Raw genomic sequence first — 21,958 nt, 5'->3', positions numbered from 1 at the left:
CAGAATTTATTCAGCAATTGAATCAACCCTATTCCACCTTCCCTTTCCGATAATACCCAATGTCTGTAAAATTAAAATACCGCCGCGGCAAGTCCGCGTATGGATAAATCCCCCATTCTGTAAAAAAGGAGTTGTTTGCACTCAAAGTCCAGTCAAAACGCGTTGGGTCTTCATCAATGACTATCGAACGTGGCGCTTCAGGGTTGCGCAGGGAAGACAACAACCAAAACTCAAACGAAGAGCCCCAACTCATCATCAAGGTATCCATCGGAACATCCTTTTCGCTGATGATCAGTTTTTTGCTGTCCATTTGTTCGAGTTTGTCAAGCATCTTGTTTTGCACCGTCAGCCGATTGGTGTAGGGTTGGTGCAAGGAGCCAATGTGAAAAATACGTACAGCCAGAACCACACCCAAAAGCCCCAGTGATACCGGAGTTTTTTTGATCAATGGTAAAACATCAAAAATCAAGGGCAGGATCACAAATACACTCAAGGGTAAGTAAAAACTCTCAATGTGAAACTGCGGCATACCTTGAGCATATGACACATTGACCAGTAACAGGTAGGCAAAGAACATCCCACCCAATAAGAGTAACTTCCACCATTTACGCTGCATGGCCAAAACCACCAGGCAAGCCAATAAGCCGATCGGTAAGAGGTAATAGTCTTTTTTGCAATATTCGATAAAATTGAGGTTCGACTGGATGTTAAAATAACTCGGCAGGGTTTTGAAGTTGTTGATGCCCTGGCTGGCCTGGTTGTCGTAAACGGCGGTGGGCATCACATAGTTTTTGAACAACAAAATCATTGACGACAGAATCGCTACCGTCCAAAACTGCTTTTTGGGCAAGCGCAATTGTTCATCCAACAAGCCAAACAGCATCAAATAAGCCAACAAAAATGGAATGAGTGGGTGGAAATACAGTAAGGTGATCAGGATCAGAAAGAAGGCCGAAATTTCAAAAGCATTGTAATCGGCCCATTGGCGTTCCCGCGTCATGAAAGCCAAAAAGACCATCGACAAGGCAATCCCCTGCGCAAATTCAATTTGCATCCACCAAAAAGTATAAGATACAATAAAAGTGTTGATCAGCAGAATCCCTAGGGCCAAATTGCTGTTTTTCAGCCAGCGCTGCACCACATAAAAGCAAGCAAAATAGTAAAACACCACCCCAACCGAATAAATGATCATCACCCATTTGATCGGCAAATGTAGCTGTACCGCGATCCAGGGAAAAAACTGGGTCATTGCCGAGCCAAAACGGTTGGCCTGAATGGCAAATTCGCCAGAACTGGCAATCGAAAAAAGCAAAAAAGCAGGGTCGAGAAAAATGGTGCGCTCCTGGTAAAAATAGGCTGCCAGGGCCCCCAGTGCGAAGTAGCCACAAAGTCCTAAAATCAGTACATGCCTTGCTTGCATAGTTTTATTTTAATACAGCTTAGGGAACCAAAAATTATTAAACACCAGATCATTCCCCTTTCTCCAAAATATATTGTCCTCGGGGCGACCTACCTGCCGCACCAAAAATTCATCCACATAAACATCCTTGATGTTCATGTCTTTGTATTCGAGCTCCAGCTCCACGGTAGCTCCAGCTCGACTGGCATTGATCGGAAAAACGACCAGGCCCCAACCGTTGTTATCCAGCACCTGCAAGTCAAATTTGCAGGCATTGTGTACAATCAGGCGTCTATTACCCGCCACGTCAATTTCATAACCTTTGAAGTTCATTCGCGGGCGCTGGTCTTCACCCAGGTACACCCATACCGAACATTCGTTATTGGCTGCCGGGGTTTGGAAGGTCAAAAATGGCACCTGTTTACGGCCCTTGCCCAAAAATTTGCGATGCCCCACAAATGCTCCCTTACCTTGATAGGTTCTGGGCGACTTCAGTTTGTCAAAATTCTCATAATAAAATTGGTAGGTGCTGTCCGGCAACAAAAATCCATCCCGCTGAAAACCTTTTTGTAAGGTACCTTCATAGCCCCCTTTGATGTCCTGCCGCCAGGCATTGATGGCCTGATCAAAGGCATCCAAGGGCAGTTTGCGCAACTGCACCAGTGAATCCTCATACAACATTTCGCTAAAACGCAACAAATAACTGGTACCCTGAGTCGTAGAAAAATACTGGCCTTTGTCCAGCACGACCAAAAATGGTTTGTTACTGGGTAGGTCTTTGAGCACTGGTACAGGTCGATAGGGCAGCATGTCCAAAGGAACTCGCTTGATTGTCTGCGAAAAAGAGGTACGGCTCATTTGTACGCCCATGTTGCCAAACCCGTAAAGCCAACCTGCCAAAGTAGCCATACGCACCGCGTTACCAGGGGCATCCACAATAAAGTTTTCTGAACCAATGTGGAAATAAGGCATCGGCAGTACCGCCTGATAATCCAATAAATTAATGTTTTTGAACCAAAAATCCGGTCCACTCTCAAATTGTTGGCGATTGTAGTGCGCCTCGTCTTTCCAGGGTTTGATGAAAGAGGCCGTAGACATGAAATAGGATTCTATGCCAAGTATCAGCATGGCACCACCAATCAATACTACCCGACGCGTACCTGTCCAGACTTGAGCTTTTTGGTACAATAAATACCATAACACAATTCCCCAGCCATAATAAAAAGCCCAGGCAAAACGCCCCTGTCCCCGAAACTGGCGGAAAGGCCCAAGGTAGTCGATCAAAAAATCCAAACCCGGCAATACAAATGGCAAACCTAAGGAAACGACCAGCATGAGCAGAATGGCTGGAAAAAACAAACGCAAAAACCGCGGTGCCAATTCCTCTGTTTGAGGCAATACTTTTTTGCGCAGCAAAGGGATAAAAAAGGCAATAAATCCAATCACGCCTACCAGTCCAATGTAGATTTCACTTTCAAAAGTCATGTTGCGAATGTCCACCACGTTCTTATCAATCCAAGCCCAATAGGGCATTTGAATCGCCGTGATGATGCCTTCCCAACGCGCCCGATAGTCCAAAAATCCAAAAGGAGTGGGTGGTCGGTCCGTTACCGCGTCCGTACTCATCATCCAGATTTGAATGAGCATAAAGGGTAAAATGACCTGAATGCCATAGTGAATACCAAGGCGAATGACCTCTTTCCAACTTTTGTTCCGCAAAAAAGTAAACAGGAAATACCAGCCAATCAGCATCCCCGCAATGGCCAGGTAATACATGTGAATCAGGCCGTAAAGACCAATGACTACACCAATGATGGCGCTGATCAGGTAAGAAGGCTTTTCTTCAAAGCGCAGTAACAAATAAATGATCAACGGAATCACAAAACCATAGGACAAGGCATAGTGCGCAATTGGCCGAAAATGCTGCGGCGACATCAACATGATGCCCAATGCAGCCAGCATCGCAAACCAGGGTGCTACTTTCAATTTGGTCAAAATTAAATACAACAACACCGCACAAAGCAAAAAGGATAGCACAATTGCAATGTTCATGATGGCAATGGTGTGCTCGGAGATGTCGACAATATTTTGACTGATGAATTTCAGCGTATTGGCCAAAATGGGTTGGCAGTCCGTGTACATGATGTGCTCTCCGTAGGGGTAATTCATCCCCTCAAAGTGCGTATAGGTGGCATCGTGTTTGACGTGGTAATAAACGGTGAAGTAGTTTTTGTAACCATCCCCGTAGAGGTTAAAGAAGGTATTATCAGGATCGGTGAGGTAAGGCCGATAATGGAGAAACAAGGCCGTAGCCGACAACAAAATGGTAAACAGCAGGCCTAAACCTTTATGTTGGGTCATGATACACTGGTTAACAAGGTAAAATTAAGGCAAAAACTCTACCAGACAATCGTCCACATAAACGTTCTGCAAGCCAGGATTGTGAATAAAGCAACGGACCTGGTTTTCTGGTGCAAGCAAATCGTTTAGTGGCATCTCCAGCACCAATTGTTTCCAACGGTTGGTGCCCATGTCACTCCCCAATACATTGACCTGATCCACTTTGAGTGGAGTGTTTTCCGGGCTCCATACCTGAACCACCAGGGCCGCAGCGGTACCCGCGTCAGGAATCAGGACATAAGCACTGAAGCGTACCTTGGAAAATTTCACGGCGGATATATTCTTAAACTGCTGGATAAACGCCGGACTAAATTCCAGGGCGTTGCTCATCCGGCAAAAGGCTTTCCCACTATGGCTCACTTTACCCAGGGATACATGAGGATTGTACCCAAATTGGCCTTCAAAATCGTTCAGGAAAGCAAATTCTCCCAAGGCTGTTGCTTCTTTTTTACAAGCAAAAGCAAAAATTAGCAGTAAGCCGAAAATAGGCTGTAGAATTTTCATGATTATACGTTGAATGGTTGAGGGAAGTCTCCTCAACTCGCCTTAAACAATCCATATTTCAAAATACAATAAATCGCCCGAAAGCCATCCTTCCAGCCAATTTTTTTGCCCTCTTCATAAGTCCGGCCATAGTAGGAAATGCCTACCTCGTAAATGCGAACCCCTTTAATGCGGGCAATTTTGGCCGTTACTTCGGGTTCAAACCCGAATCTTTTTTCCACCAAATTCAATTCCTTCACCACCTTGGTATTGAATAACTTGTAACAAGTCTCCATATCCGTCAGGTTGAGGTTGCTAAAAAAATTGGAGAGAAAGGTCAGGAATTTATTGCCAATTGAGTGCCAAAAAAACAGGATACGATGAGGTTTGCTGCCCATAAAACGCGAACCATACACCACATCGGCAAAACCCTTCAGCACCGGTTTCAACAAGTCGTTGTATTCATCCGGGTCGTATTCCAGATCGGCATCCTGAATGATCAAATAATCTCCTGTGGCACGCTGAATTCCAGTATGTAGCGCGGCACCTTTGCCTGCATTGACTTCGTGTTTGTAATATTGCAGGTTGAGCTCAGGGTGTTGATTTTTGAACCTAAAAATGGCCTCCTCAGTATCGTCCTTGGAACAATCATTGACCAAAATGATCTCCTTCTCAATGCCATTGATCAAGTTTACCGCAGCAATCTTATCCAGAATCAGGTGGATGGTTTTTCCTTCATTGTAGGCCGGTACTACAATCGACAGTTTTTTGATCACCACAGCATTATTGTTCATTAAAAGCTTCCAGTTTAAGTTCATCCACCAGAATCGGCATTACCCCTCCCCCATTCCAAACGGATACCCCCACTCGGTCAAATGTTGCCTTGGGGGCTTTGATGTCCAAAAATAAAGTTTTGGTTTCTCCGTCGTTGAGGAAGCGGTACACCCGGATTTGTTCCGATTTCAGGATTTCACCACCATTGTAAAAGATGAGCAACAACTGTGGACTCGACCAAATGTTCCAATCCTTTGTGCGGCAGCGGAAGGTACCAGTGGCCCGTAACCAACCCGCATCCCCAGTAACAAAGGGAACCGAATATGTTGCCAGACTTTGCACACTTGCGTTCAAACAGGCGCTTCGCTGCCCTTCGATCGGTGGCAAGTCACATACGGCATTTGAAGTATCTTGTTCAAAGTTTTCATACACCAATTGCCGTACATCTTTGCGTACGCCATAATAGCCAGGTTCGTTGGTATCCAGGAGTTTCAGGGTTTCGGTATCGGGTTTTTTAAAGCGGCCCAAAACATTCCAATAATAAGCCCGGTTCACCTGTTCGGGAACAAACAAACCACCCCAGTGGGCCTGGTGGATCCACCAGAGGTTGATGTACACAAAAACCAGGGCTATTGCGCCAAAAACATATTTCCAAATCCGGCTTTTTAAACTCGCTTCAACAAATGCAGCCAAAGGAAAGGCCAAAATGGGGTAAGCTTGCACCATCGCCCTTTGCCCCAAACTCCCTCCGTACCACCAAATGTCCCAGGCAAATGCAATGTACATGAACAAAAGGCTAAAGGCCAATAAACCTGGAAAAAGTGTTCGATGCTGTTTGGACAATTGGCTGAATCCAATCAGTGAAAAGATCATAATCGGGGCATACATCAACCAGCCTGCGCGATAGCTGAACATACAATTCCAGATATGTGGCCGCAGCCAGCTGAATCCCTCTTCCTGATAACTGTACACCAACCAATCGCCGGAGACGTATTTCCAATAGATCAATTGCAAAGACCCAACCAATCCACATACAATGACGGCTAACGCCAAGTAGCTGAATTTGTCTTTAATGAATTGCCATTTTTCCGTTAATCCCCTTTTCAGCGGTAAGTTAAACGACCATAACAGGGGAATCAAAGCGCTGATGATTTCCGTAGGGCGCACCAGGGCAGCCAAACCAACAATTAAACCGATGCCTATTGCTTTGATGTAGGTCTGTTTTTCATAAAAATTTATGGTCAACGACAGTAGCAAGGCATAAAGAGTAAACAAGTAATTGTGCGTCATCGACCCTGTGATGCTGCCATATTCAAGATAATTGGTGCCAAAAACCAATAAAACCAAGGTAACCCCGGTAGCCAGATCACTGAAAAACCGCAGCAATACCTTCCGCAAGACCAGCAAACCCAAAAACGCCACCAACAAGCCACCTAAAGCCAGCATGAACTGGTAAGGAAATGAAAAACCATCCGCTGGATGGGTATCGCTCAACGAAGCCCAGGTATGCGCAATCAGGAAAAAGGGAGAATACAATACAGCCTGCCCAAGGGAATACTTCATCACATAATTCCCACTGGGGTGCAAAAAAGCTTGTTGAAAATCATTGGTTGGGCGGTATTGTTGCAGGATTTGGTCTTTAAAATGCACCTGTTTGATGTCCTTGTAGATAAAAAGAGCAGGCAAATAATAATAATACCCGGTAACATCCCAGCCTATAGTCGCTTCCGCGTAGTGGTTCTTCCAGCGTGGAAAATAAAAAAATAGGGCTGAAAAAAGAATTGCCCAACAAAGGAAGAGACTGAGCAGGGACTTAGGTGCTTGCATTGGATCTTTTGTACTAATGTTAAATCGTAGGCGGATAAACCAAAGCTAACCGCGCAACAAGATAAGGTTATTTTTTAGGGTTGGCGATGAAGAAGTAATTCAACTTTTCAAAAAATTGGCGTTCAAAGTTTTTTTGATCAAAAGCCTCCTCCCCATTCAACCAGGCTTTCAACGTACTAATGGTGTATCCACATTCAGTAAAATAGGTAAAAACTTGCTCCGGCCCAGCACCATAATAATCCGAAGCACCCAAACCATGCTCAAACAAAACTACTGGGCGTTTTTGTAGCAAGGTTTGTTTTGCCCCCTCCAGCACCAATAGCTCACCGCCTTCCACATCTATTTTGATCAGGTCAACTTTTTGATCAGCGGGTAAAACCTCGTCCAGTTTAGCGGTACGCACCGTAATCGTCGTATCTTCTTCTCCCTCCCGATCGTATTTGCGCTTGCGCAAACCACTGTAGGACGGGTTCGATACGACAAAATTAAAAGTGGTTTCTCCATCCTCGTTGCTTAAAGCGACGTCCAAAATTTCGCAATTTTGCCCCTGGTATTTTGCTTTTAAAGCCTGAAACATAAATGGAATGGGCTCAAAACCATAATGTTTGCCCAAGGGAGCTGCCTGCAGCATCACATCCAACACTTCGCCTTTGTGGCAGCCCACATCTACACACGTGCTGTCGGCCTTGCATACCTTTTGAATCACCGCCCTGGTTTGGCGATCATAACGCTGATTCTGCGTAAAGGCAATCGGCAGTTTTTTGAGTAGTTGTTTGATGGCTTCTTTCATAACTTAATCAGTGCTTTTGTCTTGTCTCCGTACACAGTAGTTAGGAGGATTTTCACATTTTTTGGGGCTCGTCTGAGCGGCACCAGGTAGTAGGCGCCCTTTTTTAGGTGATCTTTGCGTTGGACTACTTTGGGACGCAAACGGTTTAAGTACACAATCGTTGTATAGGCCACCACTTTTTCCTGATAGGCCGTATAGAGGGGCGCGTCGCCCACGATGAGATCAATTTTTTTGGCCAGTGACCGATCCCGCTGGGCTCCACTTTCATCATTGCGTTGGGGTAGGACGGTACCGTCGAATACAATCCGAATGCAGGCGAAAGCAAGCAGCAAAAAAGGCAGAGCAAATTGAGTTTTTTTCCAAACAAACCAGGTAAACAAGCCCATTGTTACCGAAGTACCCAAAGCCCAGGCAAAAGCACTTCTGCGCATAAATTGCAACTCTGGCAACCAGGGCAAAGCCCAAGCACCCAAAGCCAAAATGACCAAAATCAGTAACACTAAACTGCGAAAAACCCGGCCTGTCCATTCAGGCGCAGTAGCCCGTTGAGCATATACCCAAGCTAAAATCATGCAGGCCAACGGGTACAACATGTACACATAGCGCATCCGGGTTCCTGGTGAAATCCAATAAGGAAGTGCGTTGAACAACAACATCAAGGAACAAAAACGCACAAAGGAATTTTGCTTGAACAAAACCGTTTTCCAGTCCTTCCTCCACAAAAAAAGCAGCAGAAAACTGGCCGGGGCCATATCTCCAATCCAATTCAAAGGAAAAAGCAGTAAATGACTGACAAAATCACCAAATGAGTTGCTGACCACTGTCCGGTCCCCCGATTCCGTGAGCATTCGTGTCCATACCCGACTCAAATCATGGTATTTGGCATATTGGTAGTAATACGCAAAAAGTAAAATTCCCAGTAGTGTAATCCCCGCAAAGTGAGCCGGGTAAAACAACACCTTAAAGCGCTTTTTGTCAATAAAGTATACCAACAAGGACACAGCCGTAAATACAAAAGAAGGTAGACCTTTGGTCAAAACCCCCAGGGCGCAACTCAAATACACCAATAAGAACAAGGGCCAGTAACGCTCCTTTTCCCCAAAATGATAAATGGCCAAAATGCCAGCAAATACGATCAGCGAATAAAACAAATCAATCTCCGCCAGCATCGAAAAGAACAACAATACCCCCGCCGCAGTCAAAAACAACAAAGCACTCAGCATGGCGATTGAAACATCCTGCCAATAGCGCTTTGCCGCAGCATACATCAAACCAGCTATCCCAAAACTGGACAACACGGTTGGCAAACGCAGCGCAAATTCGTTGAATCCACCAAAAAGATTGACAAAGGCTATCAACAACCAATTGTACAAGGGTGGTTTGTTGTAATAATATTCCCCAATGAGGGTAGGTACCCAAAGGTTTTGATTGGCCAACAATTCCATGGCTACGATGGTCCGGCGAGGTTCTTCCAGATACAGCGGCTGTACCCCCAAATTCAAAAGATATCCGACGAGCAGCAAAAAAGCAGCGCAGAAATAGAGAAAATTGTCACTGAGTCGAATACCTTGCATGCGTAAAATTGGAATATAATGGCTAAAATTGGGGGTTAAATGGGAATTCTCCCGCTTTAGCCTTAATTTTAAAGCCTGTTTGATTTTTGTTTTAGGCGGGTCAAATTTACTCAAAGCGAAATGAAAAGTGGAAGAAATTACGATTTAGCCTTGCTTTTGCTAAGATTGGCTTTTGGCGGGCTGATGATGGGGCTGTGGGGAAAAAGCAAGTTTTTGCAATTGTTGACCGAATACCCGGTGGAGTTTCTTGATCCTTTTGGCATCGGGGATCAGGCTACCCTGGCATTATCCGTATTTGCTGAAGTGTTTTGCGCGGCCCTGATTGCCCTTGGTTTGTATACCCGCCTGGCTTGTATCCCACTTATTTTTAACATGGTCATGGCCATCACGTATGGCCACAATGGGCAGCCCTTCGTCGAGCGGGAACACGCCATCACTTACCTGGTGCCTTATGTAGTCATCTTCCTTATGGGTCCTGGCTGGTATTCCCTGGATGCCCAAATCCGTAAATCACTGGACTAGATGAGAACTATCCTTTTATTCGGATCTATGCTGCTGTTTTTTGCCTGCAATAATCCACAGCAAAAAACAGAGCAGGCCAATGGATACCGTTCCATCGAAGGACAAACGATGGGGACTTACTACCGCATCACTTTTCAGGACTCTTTGGATCGTGATATCCAGTCCAAGGTTGAAAAAAGCCTGGCTGAGTTGAATGCGGAATTATCCACTTACGACAGCACCTCACTCATCTCTGCCTTTAATCAATCCACTGCAATACAATTCGATGTTCCCCTGAGTGCGCGGCATTTTTTGGCCAACCTCAATAAAAGTGCTGAAGTATACCGCAGCAGTGAAGGCGCTTTTGACCCTACTGTGGCACCGCTGGTGAACTATTGGGGTTTTGGGTATACCGGTTCAAAGCCCGTCACCGAGGTGGATAGTACAAAAATCAAAACCTTGCTGAACCTGGTTGGAATGTCCAAACTCAACTGGACCACCCGTGGAGACTCGGTACTCATTCGCAAACAAATCCCAGGCATCAAATTGGATTTCAACGCCATTGCGCCAGGTTATGCCGTAGATGAATTGGGTCGGGTTTTGGAAGCTCAGCAGATTTACAACTATTTGATCGACATTGGCGGCGAGATATTGGCTAAAGGGCGAAATGCACAGGGTAAAGACTGGTTGCTGGGCATCACCACGCCCAAAGAAGGCGCTGAAAGTGGTGACATCCAAACAACAGTACCTCTTCACAACCAAGCCCTGGCTACCTCTGGCAATTACCGCAAATACTACTCCGTTAAAGGGGTAAAATACAGCCATACCATCAACCCCAAAACCGGTTTTCCAGAACGCAGCAACCTGCTCAGTGCCACGGTTATCGCCCCCGATGCCATGACCGCCGATGCGTATGCCACCGTCTGTATGGTGCAGGGTTTGGAAAAAGGTTTGGCACTGATCGAATCTCTGCCTAACTTGGAGGCGTATTTTATATATGGCGATCCAAAGGGAGCCATGCTGGTGAAATATACTTCAAAATTTAAAGATAAGAGATGAGAGATGAAAGATGAAAGCAGGTAACTCAAGGCCATCTTTCATCTTTCATCTCTCATCTCTCCTCTTTTATCTTTCAAAAAATGGATCTGAATCTAGAACGTGATCTTTGTTTTTTCGATATCGAAGCCACTGGCCTCAATGTAGTGCGCGACCGCATCGTACAAATTGCCATCATCAAGTACTTTAAGGATGGTCGGGAGCCGCAGGAACTGTCCCTGATGATCAACCCGGGTATTCCTATTTCATTGGAAGCCATGTTGGTGCACGGTATTCAGCCAAAGGATGTAGCGAACAAACCTACTTTCCAGCAATTGGCGCAAAAAATCTGGGATTTCATTGGCAATGCTGATTTGGCAGGCTACAATTCCACCCGTTTTGACATACCGATGTTGATGGAGGAATTTGCCCGGGTTGGTATGGAATTCGACATCAGCAAACGCCGCTCAATTGATGTTCAACGGATTTTTTACAAAATGGAACCCCGTACACTCAAGGCTGCGCTCAAGTTTTATTGCGACAAGGATCATGATGAAGCCCACGACGCAATGGCTGATGTGCGTGCTACGATTGATGTATTCGTTGGCCAATTGGGCAAATACGAAGGTGTGGATTACCGGGATGAAGATGGCAACATCCTGGATGCGCCAGTAAAAAAGGATGTACAATCACTGCACGAATTTACCAACGACAACCGTTTTGTGGATGCCACCCAAAAACTACGCGCCGATGTAAATGGGGACATCGTCTTCAATTTTGGCAAATACATGGGCAAACCTGTTGGCGAAACCTTATACGAAGACCGCCAGTACTACAACTGGATCCTCAATAAGGAGTTTACCTCCCAGGTCAAACAAATGGTCAAAAAACTGGTGCGCGAGTACGAAAAAGGGCTGAAAGGCAAAGATGAAAACGGAAACAAGGAATAAATTACCATGAAAAAAGTGTTGAAGTTAGTGCAGTTGGGGATCCTGTTTGGATTAATTATTTTTTTTGCTGCTTGCGCCACCCGGGAAGAAGGATGCAACGACGCCTTAGCCAATAATTTTGACCTGGCCGCCGATAAACCCTGCGATGGTTGTTGCGAATACCCGGGAGTACGAATTCGCCTGACCCACAAGTATGGCAGCGCGGCTATGGTCTATAACCAGGCCATTTTTGCTGATGGATCGGGGAATCCCTTTGGATTTGGGGACCTGCGTTTTTACCTTTCCAACATCCAGGTTGTTTCGATAGGAAACAAGGTCATCGATGTCCAAGAGCCACTGGATGTCTATTTGGAAAAAACCGCTGGTGATACCCTCAAAACCAGTATTCCCAATAGTTTTGGCTTGGCTCGCGGGCTTGGCCAGGCCGACATGTACATCCAATCCTACCGGGATACCGCCACCATCAACCGCATCCGCTTTACCGTTGGTGTGAGTGGTGAAATGAACCAGGCCAACCCTTTGCGGCTGCCTAGCGATCACCCCATGCGGAGCAGTGTGTACGATGGTATGTACCTGGGTGCACAAAATGGTTACGTTTTTACCCGGGCTCTGTATTATGCCAAGGATACCGTTGATGTCAAAATCAGTGGCAGCGCCAACCTACGGACTATTGAAGTATCTTTTAGCCCAATTAAGCTCCAACGTGGCTACAACCTCAATGTTTTGATGGATGTGAACTATGCCCGTTGGTTCCAAAACGTGAACGTCAACAGTGATACTCCAGCCCAAATCAGCCAAAAAATCACCCAAAATCTGGCCCAATCCTTCACTGTAACTGCCGTTTCCACTGGTTTGTAACTCATTTTGCCGGTCTTCCTTTTTTTTATACTGATTTGACGCAGTTTAGTCAGCATTTTATGGTGTATATTCTGGGATATTTCACAAGTCTCTTTATCTTTCTCACTCCGGCCATGAATGGCTTGGAAAAAACACTCACACTAGATTATTACAAGCTTTATTACTTAACCAAATGTCATCATGCAATTCATGACCCGATTAACCCTCCTCAGCTTGCTGTTCATGCTCACAGTAAGCCTTAGTTTCGCACAAGACAAAAAACCAGATGCACCGGCAACTCCTGGAGCCCCCGCTCCTAAAGAAACGCCAAAACCTGGGCCAAAACCTTTTAAGGAAGTCATCACTGACAAAGCCATCAGCAGCAAGGGTTTGGTGAACGTGCACAAGGTAGAAGACAAATGGTTCTTCGAAATCCCGGACAGCATTTTCAAACGAGAAATCATGACCGTAACCCGCTACTCCAAAACAGCAGCAGGAGGTGGGATTTTCGGCGGCGAAGAAGTAAATCGCCAGGTGATCGCCTGGGAGCGCGGCCCCGATAACAAGGTATTTTTGCGTTCCATTACCCAAATCATCGTCAGCCCGGATAGCACCAAGCCCATTTTTAAGGCGGTCAAAAATTCCAGCGCTGATCCCATTGTAGCCTCCTTTGACATTAAATCAATCCGCAAAGACACTTCAGTAGTCATTGATGTGACCGATTTTTTCAAGGCAGACAACCAGATCTTTTCGTTGCCCCCAATTACGAAACAATTGCTCAAAATTTCTGACTTCAAGGCCGATCGTTCTTTTGTTCAGAGTATCCGAACTTATCCGATTAACACAGAAATCAGAACCGTGAAGACTTTTGGTTCTCAATCGCCTACCATCTCGCTGGTTCCAACACCACAAATTGGCACCTTTTTGCCAGCAGGCGTTGATGCAGGGGTAGTTACCATGGAGTTCAATACTTCCATGATCATTCTGCCCAAAAAACCGATGCGTGTTCGGCATTTTGACCCGCGAGTGGGTTATTTCTCTACCGGATACGGCACTTTTGAAGAAGAATCCCAAAAGGCCGACGAAGAACAAATTGCAGTGCGCTGGCGCCTGGAGCCCAAAAACGCAGCAGATGCCCAGAAGCAAAAGCGTGGCGAACTCATCGAACCGGCCAAGCCCATCGTTTATTATATCGACCCAGCCACTCCCCTCAAATGGCGGAAATACCTCAAACAAGGGGTAGATGATTGGCAAAAAGCCTTTGAAAAAGCGGGCTGGAAAAATGCCATCCGGGGTGAATACTGGCCCGAGCAAGATACTACCATGAGTCTGGAAGACGCGCGTTTTTCGGTGATCCGTTATTTCGCAGCCGAAATCCAAAATGCCTATGGGCCCAATGTCAATGACCCCCGGTCCGGCGAAATTCTGGAAAGCCACATCGGTTGGTACCACAACGTAATGCGCCTCCTGCGCAACTGGTACCTGATTCAAACCGCGGCCAGCGATCCAAAGGCGCGCAAAAAAGATTTTGACGATGAATTGATGGGACAACTCATCCGTTTTGTGTCTTCTCACGAGGTCGGTCACACTCTGGGGCTCCGCCACAACATGGGGGCAAGTTCGGCTACTCCGGTTGAAAAACTGCGCGACAAAGCCTGGGTGGCTCAAAATGGCCACACTTCTTCTATTATGGACTATGCCCGTTTCAACTACGTGGCGCAACCCGAAGATGGGGTAACTGACTTCTTCCCCCGCATTGGCGACTACGACATCTGGGCCATCGAATGGGGCTACAAATACTTCGTTGACGCCAAAAGTGACGAAGAAGAGAAAAAATTACTCCACGATCTGACCAAAGAAAAGGTAAAAAATCCACGCCTGGCTTTCGGCACTGAAGTGAGTCCCAACGACCCACGTTACCAAACCGAAGATTTGAGCGACAACTCCATGAAGGCTTCGGAATATGGGGTCAAAAACCTCAAACGTATTCTGCCCAACCTGCCAGAATGGAGCAAGGAAAATGGCGAGAGTTATTCCGAATTGGAAGAATTGTACAACAACGTAGTGGGCCAATTCAACCGTTACCTGGGTCACGTCACCAAAAACGTAGGGGGCATTTATGATACGCCAAAAACCTACGATATGGCTGGCGCAGTGTTTGAGCCAGTACCCAAAGAGCGCCAAAAAGAAGCCATGGCTTTTTTGAGCAGCCATTTGTTTGAAACGCCAACCTGGCTGATGGATGGTACTATTTTGAATAAAATTCGTCCTGACGCGGGTGTGGATGCGATCAAAACCTTGCAGGAAAACACCTTGAATAACTTGTTGTCTGGCAGCCGGATCGCACGTTTATTGGAAACGGGAAAAGATGGCAATTACACCCTGGATGAAATGATGACCGATTTGCGCAACAGCATATGGTCAGAATTGAAAAGCCAAAAAGCCATCGACATCTACCGCCGTAACCTGCAAAAAGTCTTTGTGGAAAAAGCCATTACCTACCTGGCACCCAAAGATCCTGCCACGATCCAGTACGTACCCGCTGGCGGTGCCTATGGCTCAAACACCCGTCGCATTGATCTAAAAACTACCGACTTGCCTTCGATCACCCGTGGGCAATTGGAATCATTGTTGTCGGAAATCAAGGCGGCCATTGGTGCAGCACCAGATAAATTGACCCGTTACCATTTGGAGGATGTTGCGAATCGTTTGGATTCTGCGCTTCATCCCAAGTAATTGTGAGCCAGCATAAATTTGTGAATCCCTCCTCGAAAGTTTCAGCCTTTCGAGGAGGTTTCTAGCGCAAAATCTTGCACGAAAAGCAAGGTTGGCTTTCCAATCCTGATGCTCAAATCCTGGAGTAAATTCAAGATTTATTCTTTGCTCCAACCTCCCGAAAGTTTGAAACTTTCGGGAGGTCATTTTTAGATTTTTGATAACCAACTAATTCCCATGACACCAAAAAACCTCACTCTCCATCGCTGGAACACCTACGAAATCCTCTGGTTCCTCTTTTTCACTGCCATTGCCATCACCCTGTGCATTCTTTGGAAAAACTCCCTTTTCGACTTCAGCGTCTTTTTATCCGGTGTATTTTGTGTACTCCTCGCGGCCAAGGGGAACGTATGGACCTACAGCTTTGGCATGTATAATTCCATGGCTTATGCCTACCTGGCTTACCACAATCAATTATTCGGGGAGGCCTACCTCAATCTGTTCTTTTTTGTTCCCACCAATGTCCTGGGTTACCTCCTTTGGAAACCTAAATTGGATGGTGCCTACGTTCAAATGCGCGCCCTGGATCTGAAGTGGGTCCTCCTGACCCTGCTCATTTGTATGGTCAGTATTGCCGGTATGGGCTATGCCTTGGCATTGAATCCACTACAAAACACACCGTATATTGATGCAACCACCAACGTGTTGTCTATCATCGCCACCATCCTGATGATGTACCGTTATCGCGAACAGTGGCTTTTGTACATCTTGCTCAATGTGTTTACCGTTTTGATGTGGAGCATCCGAACAGCCAATGGCAGTGCCGAAGGGCCTTTGATGATTGTCATGTGGTCGGCTTATCTGATCAATGCGGGGTATGGGTACTGGAATTGGAGCCGGGGAACAAAATTAGTTTAAAAGTTTAGAAGGTTTAGGTGGTTGAGGGAGGTTGAGGCTACCGCAGCGTTTTGGACAAAATCCTTGTCAAAGTCGCTGCGGTAGCCTCAACCTTCCTCAACCTCCCTCAACTATCTCAACCTTCCTCAATGATATGAAAACAACCGGTCTTACCCTAGGCAAATACGCCCCCTTTCATCGAGGGCATCAGTACGTCATTGAAACCGCTCTGGCTGAAGTTGACGAAATGGTGGTATTGATTTACGACACTTCCGTCACCTCCATTCCATTAAGTGTGCGGGCCAATTGGATTCGTACTTTATATCCACAAGTGACCGTCATTGAAGCATGGGATGGGCCCGAAGGGTATTCCAGCGAGCGGGCCTTTGAAATCCAGCAAGAAGAGTATATCCTCAAGATGCTTAATGGGCGACGTATTACCCATTTTTACAGCAGCGAATTTTATGGGGATCATGTCAGCAAAGCATTGGGCGCAGTGGATCGACGCCTGGATGAAGCACGCCAAACCGTCCCCATTTCTGCCACAATGATTCGGGAAAATCCTTTGCGCTATCGGGGATTTATGGACGACGTGGTTTACAAAGACTTGATTACCAAGGTTGTTTTTGTAGGCGCCATGTCGACTGGGAAATCGACACTTACTGAGGCTTTGGCCAAAAAATACCAAACCACTTTTGCAGCAGAATACGGAAGGGAATACTGGACCCAACACCAGGTCGATCGACGCATCAGTTTTGAAGCTTTTGACGAGATAGCGATTGGCCATTGGGAACGGGAAGAAATCGCTTTATTACAAGCCAATCGATACTTGTTTGTGGACACCAATGCCATAACCACCTACATGTATGCAAAGGATTACCATGGCAAAGCACCACAACTGTTAACTCAAATGGCCTTAGAGAATGCCCAACGTTACGACCTGTTTTTCCTCTGTGATATTGACATCCCATACGACGACACCTGGGATCGCAGTGGGGATCAAAAGCGCCAGGTTTTTCAGAAACAAATCATTGCAGATTTACACGAACGGCGGATTCCTTACATTACACTGCGAGGCACCTTGTCCGAGCGAATGGAGCAAGTAGCCGCAGTATTAGTTAATTTTGTGAAATTTGATAATTTTTTTGGGAAACGTAGTTAATATTCCGGTTTGTTTAGAAATGCATCCATCCAGCTTTCCGGAATTTCATCGATGCTGTTTTTGAGTTTACTTGCCCACATTTGTCCAATTTGGGCGGTATCTTTTTCTTCCAGCCGATGTTGTTCCAGTTTGTATGAATCACGTGGATAAAGCGCTACATCGATGGGATACCCCACATCATTGGCACTAACCCGGGTAGAATCGAAGGATAAAAAACCCGTTTTAAAGGCAAAGCGGAGACTGGATTCATAGGTCAAGGCCCGGTTGAGTATGGGTTTGCCATATCCCGAGTTTCCGATTATGGTAAAAGGTGACCCCTCTCCTACTTCAATCCAGTTGCCTTCCGGATACAGCAGATAAAGTTTGTGCTCTTTATCGTTTTCAAGTTGTCCTCCAACAATGGCATATAGGTTGAAAAACAAGCCCGACTCGGCGAGTGATTTTTTGTCCTCCTGTGCCACCCTTCGCAATTGATCGCCAAACATGTTGACGGCCTTGTACATTTTATCAAACTTAAAGGACTCATCTTCAAACAGTTCTTCGAAGTAGGTCACAGCCTTGTCCCGAATGGAACGCAAGCCTGAAGTCATCAAAAAAAGGCTGTTATTCCCGCTCTCATGGACTGATATTTTTTTGGCGGTTGCCGTTTCAGTACCTGAAGTAATCCGTGTATCGGCAATAGCCACCAGGCCACTGCGTACTTTAATGCCAAGACAATAGGTCATTTTTCGTTTTGTTGTGTCCTGTAATCCTGTGGAAAAAGTCCCAGGTTGCAGAGTTTTGCTTGTTTCTTTTATAATCCCACTAAGAATTCATTCATGGTTACCTACGAATAAATTCATGGGCTATTGTTGCTGTTGCTGTTGTTCTTGCAAGAACCAGTTGTAGTCCTTGCTGTTGCGCACTGATACTTCATAGGAAGTTTTATGATCTCCTTCGGTAACCAAAACCCCTTTAATAGGTTGGCAATCCAGGTAATCTCGTCCATGCGCAATTTTGATAAAGTGGTCGTTTTCTTGCAGGTTGTTGGTGGGGTCAAAACCACGCCAACCTAGTTTGGGAATAAACACCTCGACCCAGGCGTGTAATTGGGAATCACGATTGTCGCTCAAACTGAGGTAACCAGATACGTACCGGGTTGGGATGTTTTGTTGCCGTAAAATCCCAATCATGATGTGTGCATAATCCTGGCATACTCCGCTGCCTCCTTGCAAAGCCACCTTTGCACTGGTACCTGTGTTAGTTGTTCCTTGCACATATCTTAGCATGCCATGAACCGCCGAATTGAGGCGCAACAAGTACATGCCTACCTTTTCTTCTTTCTGGCGCAACAAATCTAGGTAAAAATCACCGGGTTTGAGACTACTCAAGGCAGTACTTTGTAAAAAAGACTGGTGATCCATTTGGAAATCAATGTCTTCCAGAATTGAGTTTTCTTCCTCCAGGCTCAAATCAGTGATCACATCCAGGGGTGGCGGATTTTTGGCTACCTGCGCCAGCAAACTCAAGGAGAAGTAATCAAAGGTATCCGCATTGGAATGAAAATGATAAGTGATAAAACCGTACTTATTGCGTGCTGTGAAGGGTTCGCGAGGCATAGAATGCAACAAACGGTGGTGTTTGACCAATTGTGATTCATTTTCACAAGGCATAATCAAAAACTCGTAAGCGCCCTGCTTAACGGATTTTTCATATTCGGTCAAGGTGCGGTATTCAATTACGTAATCGGTCATAAGTCGGGAATAAGGAACGCTTAAACATGAAAATAATCCTTCTCGAGGGCATCGTGTATTTCATAAACACTGTTCAAAGTTTCGGTCACAAAAGCCCCTACTTCATTCTCAATCTCTGAAAACAGCAAATATTGGTACTTGGAACAAAGTTTACCCACTTTAAAGCCCACACTTTCGGGTGCCTTTTCCTTAAGGCCTAGTTTGCGCAAGAAATATTGGATTTGGCGCAAGTTGAAGGCCAAGGAGCGCGGGAAATCAGCATTTAAAATCAAAAATTCCAGTGCTTTTTGTCGATCAGGTGCTGCTTTGTAGTGGTGCCGGTTCATGTCAAAACTTTCCAACAACTTCAATAGTACGGTATATTGGTAGTTCTCCACTGGCATATTTTCGTTGCCATTGGTTAGTACAAAAATATCGTACAACTTACAGCTGATGATCCGGGCAATTTGAGCTGTGCGCTCAAGATGTACCCCTAGCCGGATCAAGGCCCACACGTCATTGTGGGTCAGGGTGCTGTCCACATACCCCCGAATAACCGAACAGTTTTCACCGGCAGCCAGTGTAAAATCGTATAAGCCCTGGGTTTTGAAATATTCTACCGGATAATTGTTGACATAGTGGTAGTACTTGTTGATGACCTCCCAGAGTTCGGTTGAAATGACGTTGCGCATACCGCGGGCATTCTCGCGGGCAAAAGTAATGGTCGAAAGGATGGACATCGGGTTGTTGTTGTCCAGCGCTACGTTGAACAAAATTTCGGCCTCATTCAATTCAGTGCCCTCTTCCCAGGGAACCCCGGCCATGTTCACAATGGAATTAAGCACAAAATGGCGATTTTGGCTCATGGGGGCATCCTGGGTGGTAAAGTATTGGACGCGCAGGTAACGGGCCAGGTGCTCGGTTCTTTCGAGGTAGCGGCCCATCCAGTATAAGGTGTTGGCTATTCTTGCTAACATGGTTTCTTTTTCCCCCACGGCTGAAGCCATGGGCTAGTTTTGTATGTCGCTCCCACGGTTAAAGCCATGGGTTGCGGTTGCTTTAGATTTTAGGTTTTATGTTGCTTCCGAGCCCTGGAGCATTGGAAATCAGGAGCCCTGAAACCTTTAAACAGTTACCCAAGTGTCTTTTGAACCTCCTCCTTGAGAAGAATTGACGATCAGACTTCCCTCTTTCAGCGCCACCCTTGAGAGCCCACCGGGCAAGACATAGGGGCGATCCTTACCCATGAGGGTGAAAGTACGCAGGTCAATATGCCGGGGTTCAAATTCTCCCTTCTTTTCAATGTATGTAGAATGCACCGAAAGCGACATCCGAGGCTGGGCGATGTAATTGCGTGGATCTGCCTGGATTTTTTGCTTCACTTCCTCCAGTTCCGCCTTGCTAAGACGGTCGCAAATGGTTACGCCATAGCCGCCTGACATGTCAACAGGTTTGACCACCAATTCCTGAATGTGTTCCAACACGTATTTCAGGTCATCCTCACGCTCACATAAATAGGTAGGCACATTCGGAATAATCGGTTCTTCACCCAGGTAATACCGAATCATATCTGGCACATAGGAACAAACAGCTTTGTCGTCGGCAACCCCAGTGCCCGGCGCATTCACGATGGTGATGTTACCAGCCCGGTACGCGCCCATTATGCCTGCTACACCCAACATGGATTCCGGGCGGAAAACCAAGGGGTCCAGGAAAGCATCATCGATGCGGCGGTAAATCACATCTACCCTTTTTGGGCCGTGGATGGTGCGCATGTAAACGTAGTTGTTTTCTACAAATAGGTCCCTTCCTTCTACCAGTTCAATCCCCATGGTTTGGGCTAAAAAGGAATGTTCATAGTAGGCAGAATTGTAGGTCCCCGGAGTCAGCAGTGCACAAGTAGGCCGTTCTTCCGTGTTGGGGGCAACCGATTGTAAAGTAGCCAACAGTTCTGCCGGGTACTCGTTCACTGAACATACGCTTGACCAGCGGAAGGCGTTGGATAAAGTGCGCTTCATCGCATCACGATTGGACAATACATAACTCACTCCGGAAGGACTGCGCAAATTGTCCTCCAACACATAATAACGGCCATCGCTGTGCCGAATCAGGTCGGTCCCACTAATGTGACAATAAATGTCATTTTTGGGTTTGATGCTTTTCATCTCTTCGCTATAATGTGGCGAAGAAAAAATAAGTGCTGAAGGAACAACTTTATCCTTCAGGATTTTGCGCTCGCCATAAACATCTTTAATAAAGAGGTTGAGGGCAAGATTGCGTTGAATGAGCCCCTTTTCCAACATCTCCCAATCTGCAGCAGGAATAACCCGTGGAAACAGATCAAAGGGAAAAATTTGTTCGGCCCCTTTGTGGCCATCTGAATACACAGCATAGGTGATGCCTTGATTGAGAAAGGATAACTTGGCGTACTCGTTCAAATGCTCAAAATCAGCACTGGTCAATCGGCTAAATTGTCGGTGTATGTCCTCATAATGGGGGTACACCTGCCCATCGTGGCGAAACACTTCATCAAAGAAGGCCGCGTTGAGTGGATAGTGTTGAAATAAGTTGCTCGTTGTGGTCATGAAGCATACGATTTTGACAAGCGCTGTTGTAAATAAAAAATCGTTTCGACCAAAAATAGCTTATTTTTACAAAAAATCAATAAATTGCCAAAATAATTGCGGAGATCGCAAAATGAAGGCGCAAAAATTTGACAATTATCAACTTAGCGCTTTTTATAGCTTTCCGTATTTTGTACGTTAAAATCTTTTTTTTCCAAATATCCGGGAAAAATTTGAGCGATTGACCCAGCATTATTTTTAAAAACGGCATTTAAAATTTTGTCTGTATGCCTTTAAATTTAATTGCTCGGATTTACCACAGCCCGAAAATTTTTTAC

Annotated in this window: 18 protein-coding genes; 7 read left to right on the top strand and 11 right to left on the bottom strand. The window is 45.8% G+C overall.

The features are described from left to right. Positions 1 to 28 precede the first annotated feature (28 nt). From ACO08K_RS23445 to ACO08K_RS23415, 7 genes are all read right to left on the bottom strand, one after another. Positions 29 to 1,420, bottom strand: coding sequence for a hypothetical protein (locus ACO08K_RS23445; RefSeq protein ID WP_421798914.1), 1,392 nt, complete (start codon positions 1,418 to 1,420; stop codon positions 29 to 31). Between the two features lie 9 nt (positions 1,421 to 1,429). Continuing rightward, positions 1,430 to 3,760: a hypothetical protein gene (locus tag ACO08K_RS23440; protein WP_421798913.1), complete on the bottom strand. Its 2,331-nt coding sequence runs from the start codon at positions 3,758 to 3,760 to the stop codon at positions 1,430 to 1,432. Positions 3,761 to 3,784: 24 nt separating this feature from the next. Further along, entirely contained in the window at positions 3,785 to 4,303 is a 519-nt protein-coding gene (locus tag ACO08K_RS23435; RefSeq protein WP_421798912.1) for a hypothetical protein, read from the bottom strand. Positions 4,304 to 4,335: 32 nt separating this feature from the next. Next, positions 4,336 to 5,076 carry a glycosyltransferase family 2 protein gene (locus ACO08K_RS23430; RefSeq protein WP_421798911.1) on the bottom strand — a complete coding sequence of 247 codons (741 nt, stop codon included), beginning with the start codon at positions 5,074 to 5,076 and terminating at the stop codon, positions 4,336 to 4,338. Next, positions 5,066 to 6,883: a hypothetical protein gene (locus ACO08K_RS23425; RefSeq protein ID WP_421798910.1), complete on the bottom strand. Its 1,818-nt coding sequence runs from the start codon at positions 6,881 to 6,883 to the stop codon at positions 5,066 to 5,068. Before ACO08K_RS23425 ends, ACO08K_RS23430 begins: the two co-directional genes overlap by 11 nt. 67 nt (positions 6,884 to 6,950) lie before the next feature. Continuing rightward, entirely contained in the window at positions 6,951 to 7,673 is a 723-nt protein-coding gene (locus tag ACO08K_RS23420; protein WP_421798909.1) for an FkbM family methyltransferase, read from the bottom strand. Next, positions 7,670 to 9,247 carry an ArnT family glycosyltransferase gene (locus tag ACO08K_RS23415; protein ID WP_421798908.1) on the bottom strand — a complete coding sequence of 526 codons (1,578 nt, stop codon included), beginning with the start codon at positions 9,245 to 9,247 and terminating at the stop codon, positions 7,670 to 7,672. The genes ACO08K_RS23420 and ACO08K_RS23415 overlap by 4 nt, the downstream gene beginning before the upstream one ends. Positions 9,248 to 9,367: 120 nt before the next feature. Here ACO08K_RS23415 and ACO08K_RS23410 point away from each other — a divergent pair, with 120 nt between their 5' ends. The 7 genes from ACO08K_RS23410 to ACO08K_RS23380 all read left to right on the top strand — a co-directional run bounded on the left by ACO08K_RS23410 (position 9,368) and on the right by ACO08K_RS23380 (position 17,344). Then, entirely contained in the window at positions 9,368 to 9,769 is a 402-nt protein-coding gene (locus ACO08K_RS23410) for a DoxX family protein (RefSeq protein WP_421798907.1), read from the top strand. Beyond that, positions 9,770 to 10,807, top strand: coding sequence for an FAD:protein FMN transferase (locus tag ACO08K_RS23405; RefSeq protein WP_421798906.1), 1,038 nt, complete (start codon positions 9,770 to 9,772; stop codon positions 10,805 to 10,807). It abuts the gene before it with no gap. A gap of 80 nt (positions 10,808 to 10,887) precedes the next feature. Then, the gene (locus ACO08K_RS23400; protein WP_421798905.1) at positions 10,888 to 11,733 is read left to right on the top strand and encodes an exonuclease domain-containing protein; all 846 of its coding nucleotides are present in this window, start codon (positions 10,888 to 10,890) and stop codon (positions 11,731 to 11,733) included. A 6-nt stretch (positions 11,734 to 11,739) separates the two neighbouring features. After that, positions 11,740 to 12,591 (top strand): MbnP family protein, encoded by an 852-nt coding sequence (locus tag ACO08K_RS23395; RefSeq protein ID WP_421798903.1) that lies wholly within the window; start codon positions 11,740 to 11,742, stop codon positions 12,589 to 12,591. Between the two features lie 180 nt (positions 12,592 to 12,771). Then, a complete protein-coding gene (locus ACO08K_RS23390; RefSeq protein WP_421798902.1) occupies positions 12,772 to 15,306 on the top strand; it encodes a zinc-dependent metalloprotease in 2,535 nt (844 codons plus the stop codon). Positions 15,307 to 15,522: 216 nt separating this feature from the next. Next, positions 15,523 to 16,203 (top strand): nicotinamide riboside transporter PnuC, encoded by a 681-nt coding sequence (gene pnuC / locus ACO08K_RS23385; RefSeq protein WP_421798901.1) that lies wholly within the window; start codon positions 15,523 to 15,525, stop codon positions 16,201 to 16,203. Between the two features lie 133 nt (positions 16,204 to 16,336). Further along, positions 16,337 to 17,344, top strand: coding sequence for an AAA family ATPase (locus ACO08K_RS23380; protein ID WP_421798900.1), 1,008 nt, complete (start codon positions 16,337 to 16,339; stop codon positions 17,342 to 17,344). On the opposite strand, the gene ACO08K_RS23375 is transcribed toward ACO08K_RS23380, so the two are convergent. From ACO08K_RS23375 to ACO08K_RS23360, 4 genes are all read right to left on the bottom strand, one after another. Beyond that, a complete protein-coding gene (locus ACO08K_RS23375; protein ID WP_421798899.1) occupies positions 17,341 to 18,069 on the bottom strand; it encodes a peptidase in 729 nt (242 codons plus the stop codon). The two genes, ACO08K_RS23380 and ACO08K_RS23375, sit on opposite strands and share 4 nt — an antisense overlap. Positions 18,070 to 18,189: 120 nt before the next feature. After that, positions 18,190 to 19,077 carry a transglutaminase-like domain-containing protein gene (locus tag ACO08K_RS23370; protein WP_421798898.1) on the bottom strand — a complete coding sequence of 296 codons (888 nt, stop codon included), beginning with the start codon at positions 19,075 to 19,077 and terminating at the stop codon, positions 18,190 to 18,192. A 20-nt stretch (positions 19,078 to 19,097) separates the two neighbouring features. Further along, positions 19,098 to 20,063, bottom strand: a complete 966-nt coding sequence (locus ACO08K_RS23365) for an alpha-E domain-containing protein (protein ID WP_421798897.1) — start codon at positions 20,061 to 20,063, stop codon at positions 19,098 to 19,100. A 117-nt stretch (positions 20,064 to 20,180) separates the two neighbouring features. Further along, the gene (locus tag ACO08K_RS23360) at positions 20,181 to 21,641 is read right to left on the bottom strand and encodes a circularly permuted type 2 ATP-grasp protein (protein ID WP_421798896.1); all 1,461 of its coding nucleotides are present in this window, start codon (positions 21,639 to 21,641) and stop codon (positions 20,181 to 20,183) included. Positions 21,642 to 21,958: the final 317 nt, after the last annotated feature.

The sequence above is a fragment of the Haliscomenobacter sp. genome (assembly GCF_965225875.1).
Lineage (GTDB): Bacteria > Bacteroidota > Bacteroidia > Chitinophagales > Saprospiraceae > Haliscomenobacter.
The sequence above is the reverse complement of the archived record's forward strand: the minus strand, read 5'-3'. Positions and strand labels throughout refer to the sequence as shown.

What these genes read in the sequence shown, in the direction of transcription:
- ACO08K_RS23375 (WP_421798899.1), bottom strand. Translation starts at nt 18,069, where the DNA reads ATGACCTATTGTCTTGGCATTAAAGTACGCAGTGGCCTGGTGGCTATT.
- ACO08K_RS23370 (WP_421798898.1), bottom strand. Translation starts at nt 19,077, where the DNA reads ATGACCGATTACGTAATTGAATACCGCACCTTGACCGAATATGAAAAA.
- ACO08K_RS23410 (WP_421798907.1), top strand. Translation starts at nt 9,368, where the DNA reads ATGAAAAGTGGAAGAAATTACGATTTAGCCTTGCTTTTGCTAAGATTG.
- ACO08K_RS23435 (WP_421798912.1), bottom strand. Translation starts at nt 4,303, where the DNA reads ATGAAAATTCTACAGCCTATTTTCGGCTTACTGCTAATTTTTGCTTTT.
- ACO08K_RS23415 (WP_421798908.1), bottom strand. Translation starts at nt 9,247, where the DNA reads ATGCAAGGTATTCGACTCAGTGACAATTTTCTCTATTTCTGCGCTGCT.
- ACO08K_RS23395 (WP_421798903.1), top strand. Translation starts at nt 11,740, where the DNA reads ATGAAAAAAGTGTTGAAGTTAGTGCAGTTGGGGATCCTGTTTGGATTA.
- pnuC (WP_421798901.1), top strand. Translation starts at nt 15,523, where the DNA reads ATGACACCAAAAAACCTCACTCTCCATCGCTGGAACACCTACGAAATC.
- ACO08K_RS23425 (WP_421798910.1), bottom strand. Translation starts at nt 6,883, where the DNA reads ATGCAAGCACCTAAGTCCCTGCTCAGTCTCTTCCTTTGTTGGGCAATT.
- ACO08K_RS23390 (WP_421798902.1), top strand. Translation starts at nt 12,772, where the DNA reads ATGCAATTCATGACCCGATTAACCCTCCTCAGCTTGCTGTTCATGCTC.
- ACO08K_RS23430 (WP_421798911.1), bottom strand. Translation starts at nt 5,076, where the DNA reads ATGAACAATAATGCTGTGGTGATCAAAAAACTGTCGATTGTAGTACCG.
- ACO08K_RS23420 (WP_421798909.1), bottom strand. Translation starts at nt 7,673, where the DNA reads ATGAAAGAAGCCATCAAACAACTACTCAAAAAACTGCCGATTGCCTTT.
- ACO08K_RS23440 (WP_421798913.1), bottom strand. Translation starts at nt 3,760, where the DNA reads ATGACCCAACATAAAGGTTTAGGCCTGCTGTTTACCATTTTGTTGTCG.
- ACO08K_RS23365 (WP_421798897.1), bottom strand. Translation starts at nt 20,063, where the DNA reads ATGGCTTCAGCCGTGGGGGAAAAAGAAACCATGTTAGCAAGAATAGCC.
- ACO08K_RS23445 (WP_421798914.1), bottom strand. Translation starts at nt 1,420, where the DNA reads ATGCAAGCAAGGCATGTACTGATTTTAGGACTTTGTGGCTACTTCGCA.
- ACO08K_RS23380 (WP_421798900.1), top strand. Translation starts at nt 16,337, where the DNA reads ATGAAAACAACCGGTCTTACCCTAGGCAAATACGCCCCCTTTCATCGA.
- ACO08K_RS23400 (WP_421798905.1), top strand. Translation starts at nt 10,888, where the DNA reads ATGGATCTGAATCTAGAACGTGATCTTTGTTTTTTCGATATCGAAGCC.
- ACO08K_RS23405 (WP_421798906.1), top strand. Translation starts at nt 9,770, where the DNA reads ATGAGAACTATCCTTTTATTCGGATCTATGCTGCTGTTTTTTGCCTGC.
- ACO08K_RS23360 (WP_421798896.1), bottom strand. Translation starts at nt 21,641, where the DNA reads ATGACCACAACGAGCAACTTATTTCAACACTATCCACTCAACGCGGCC.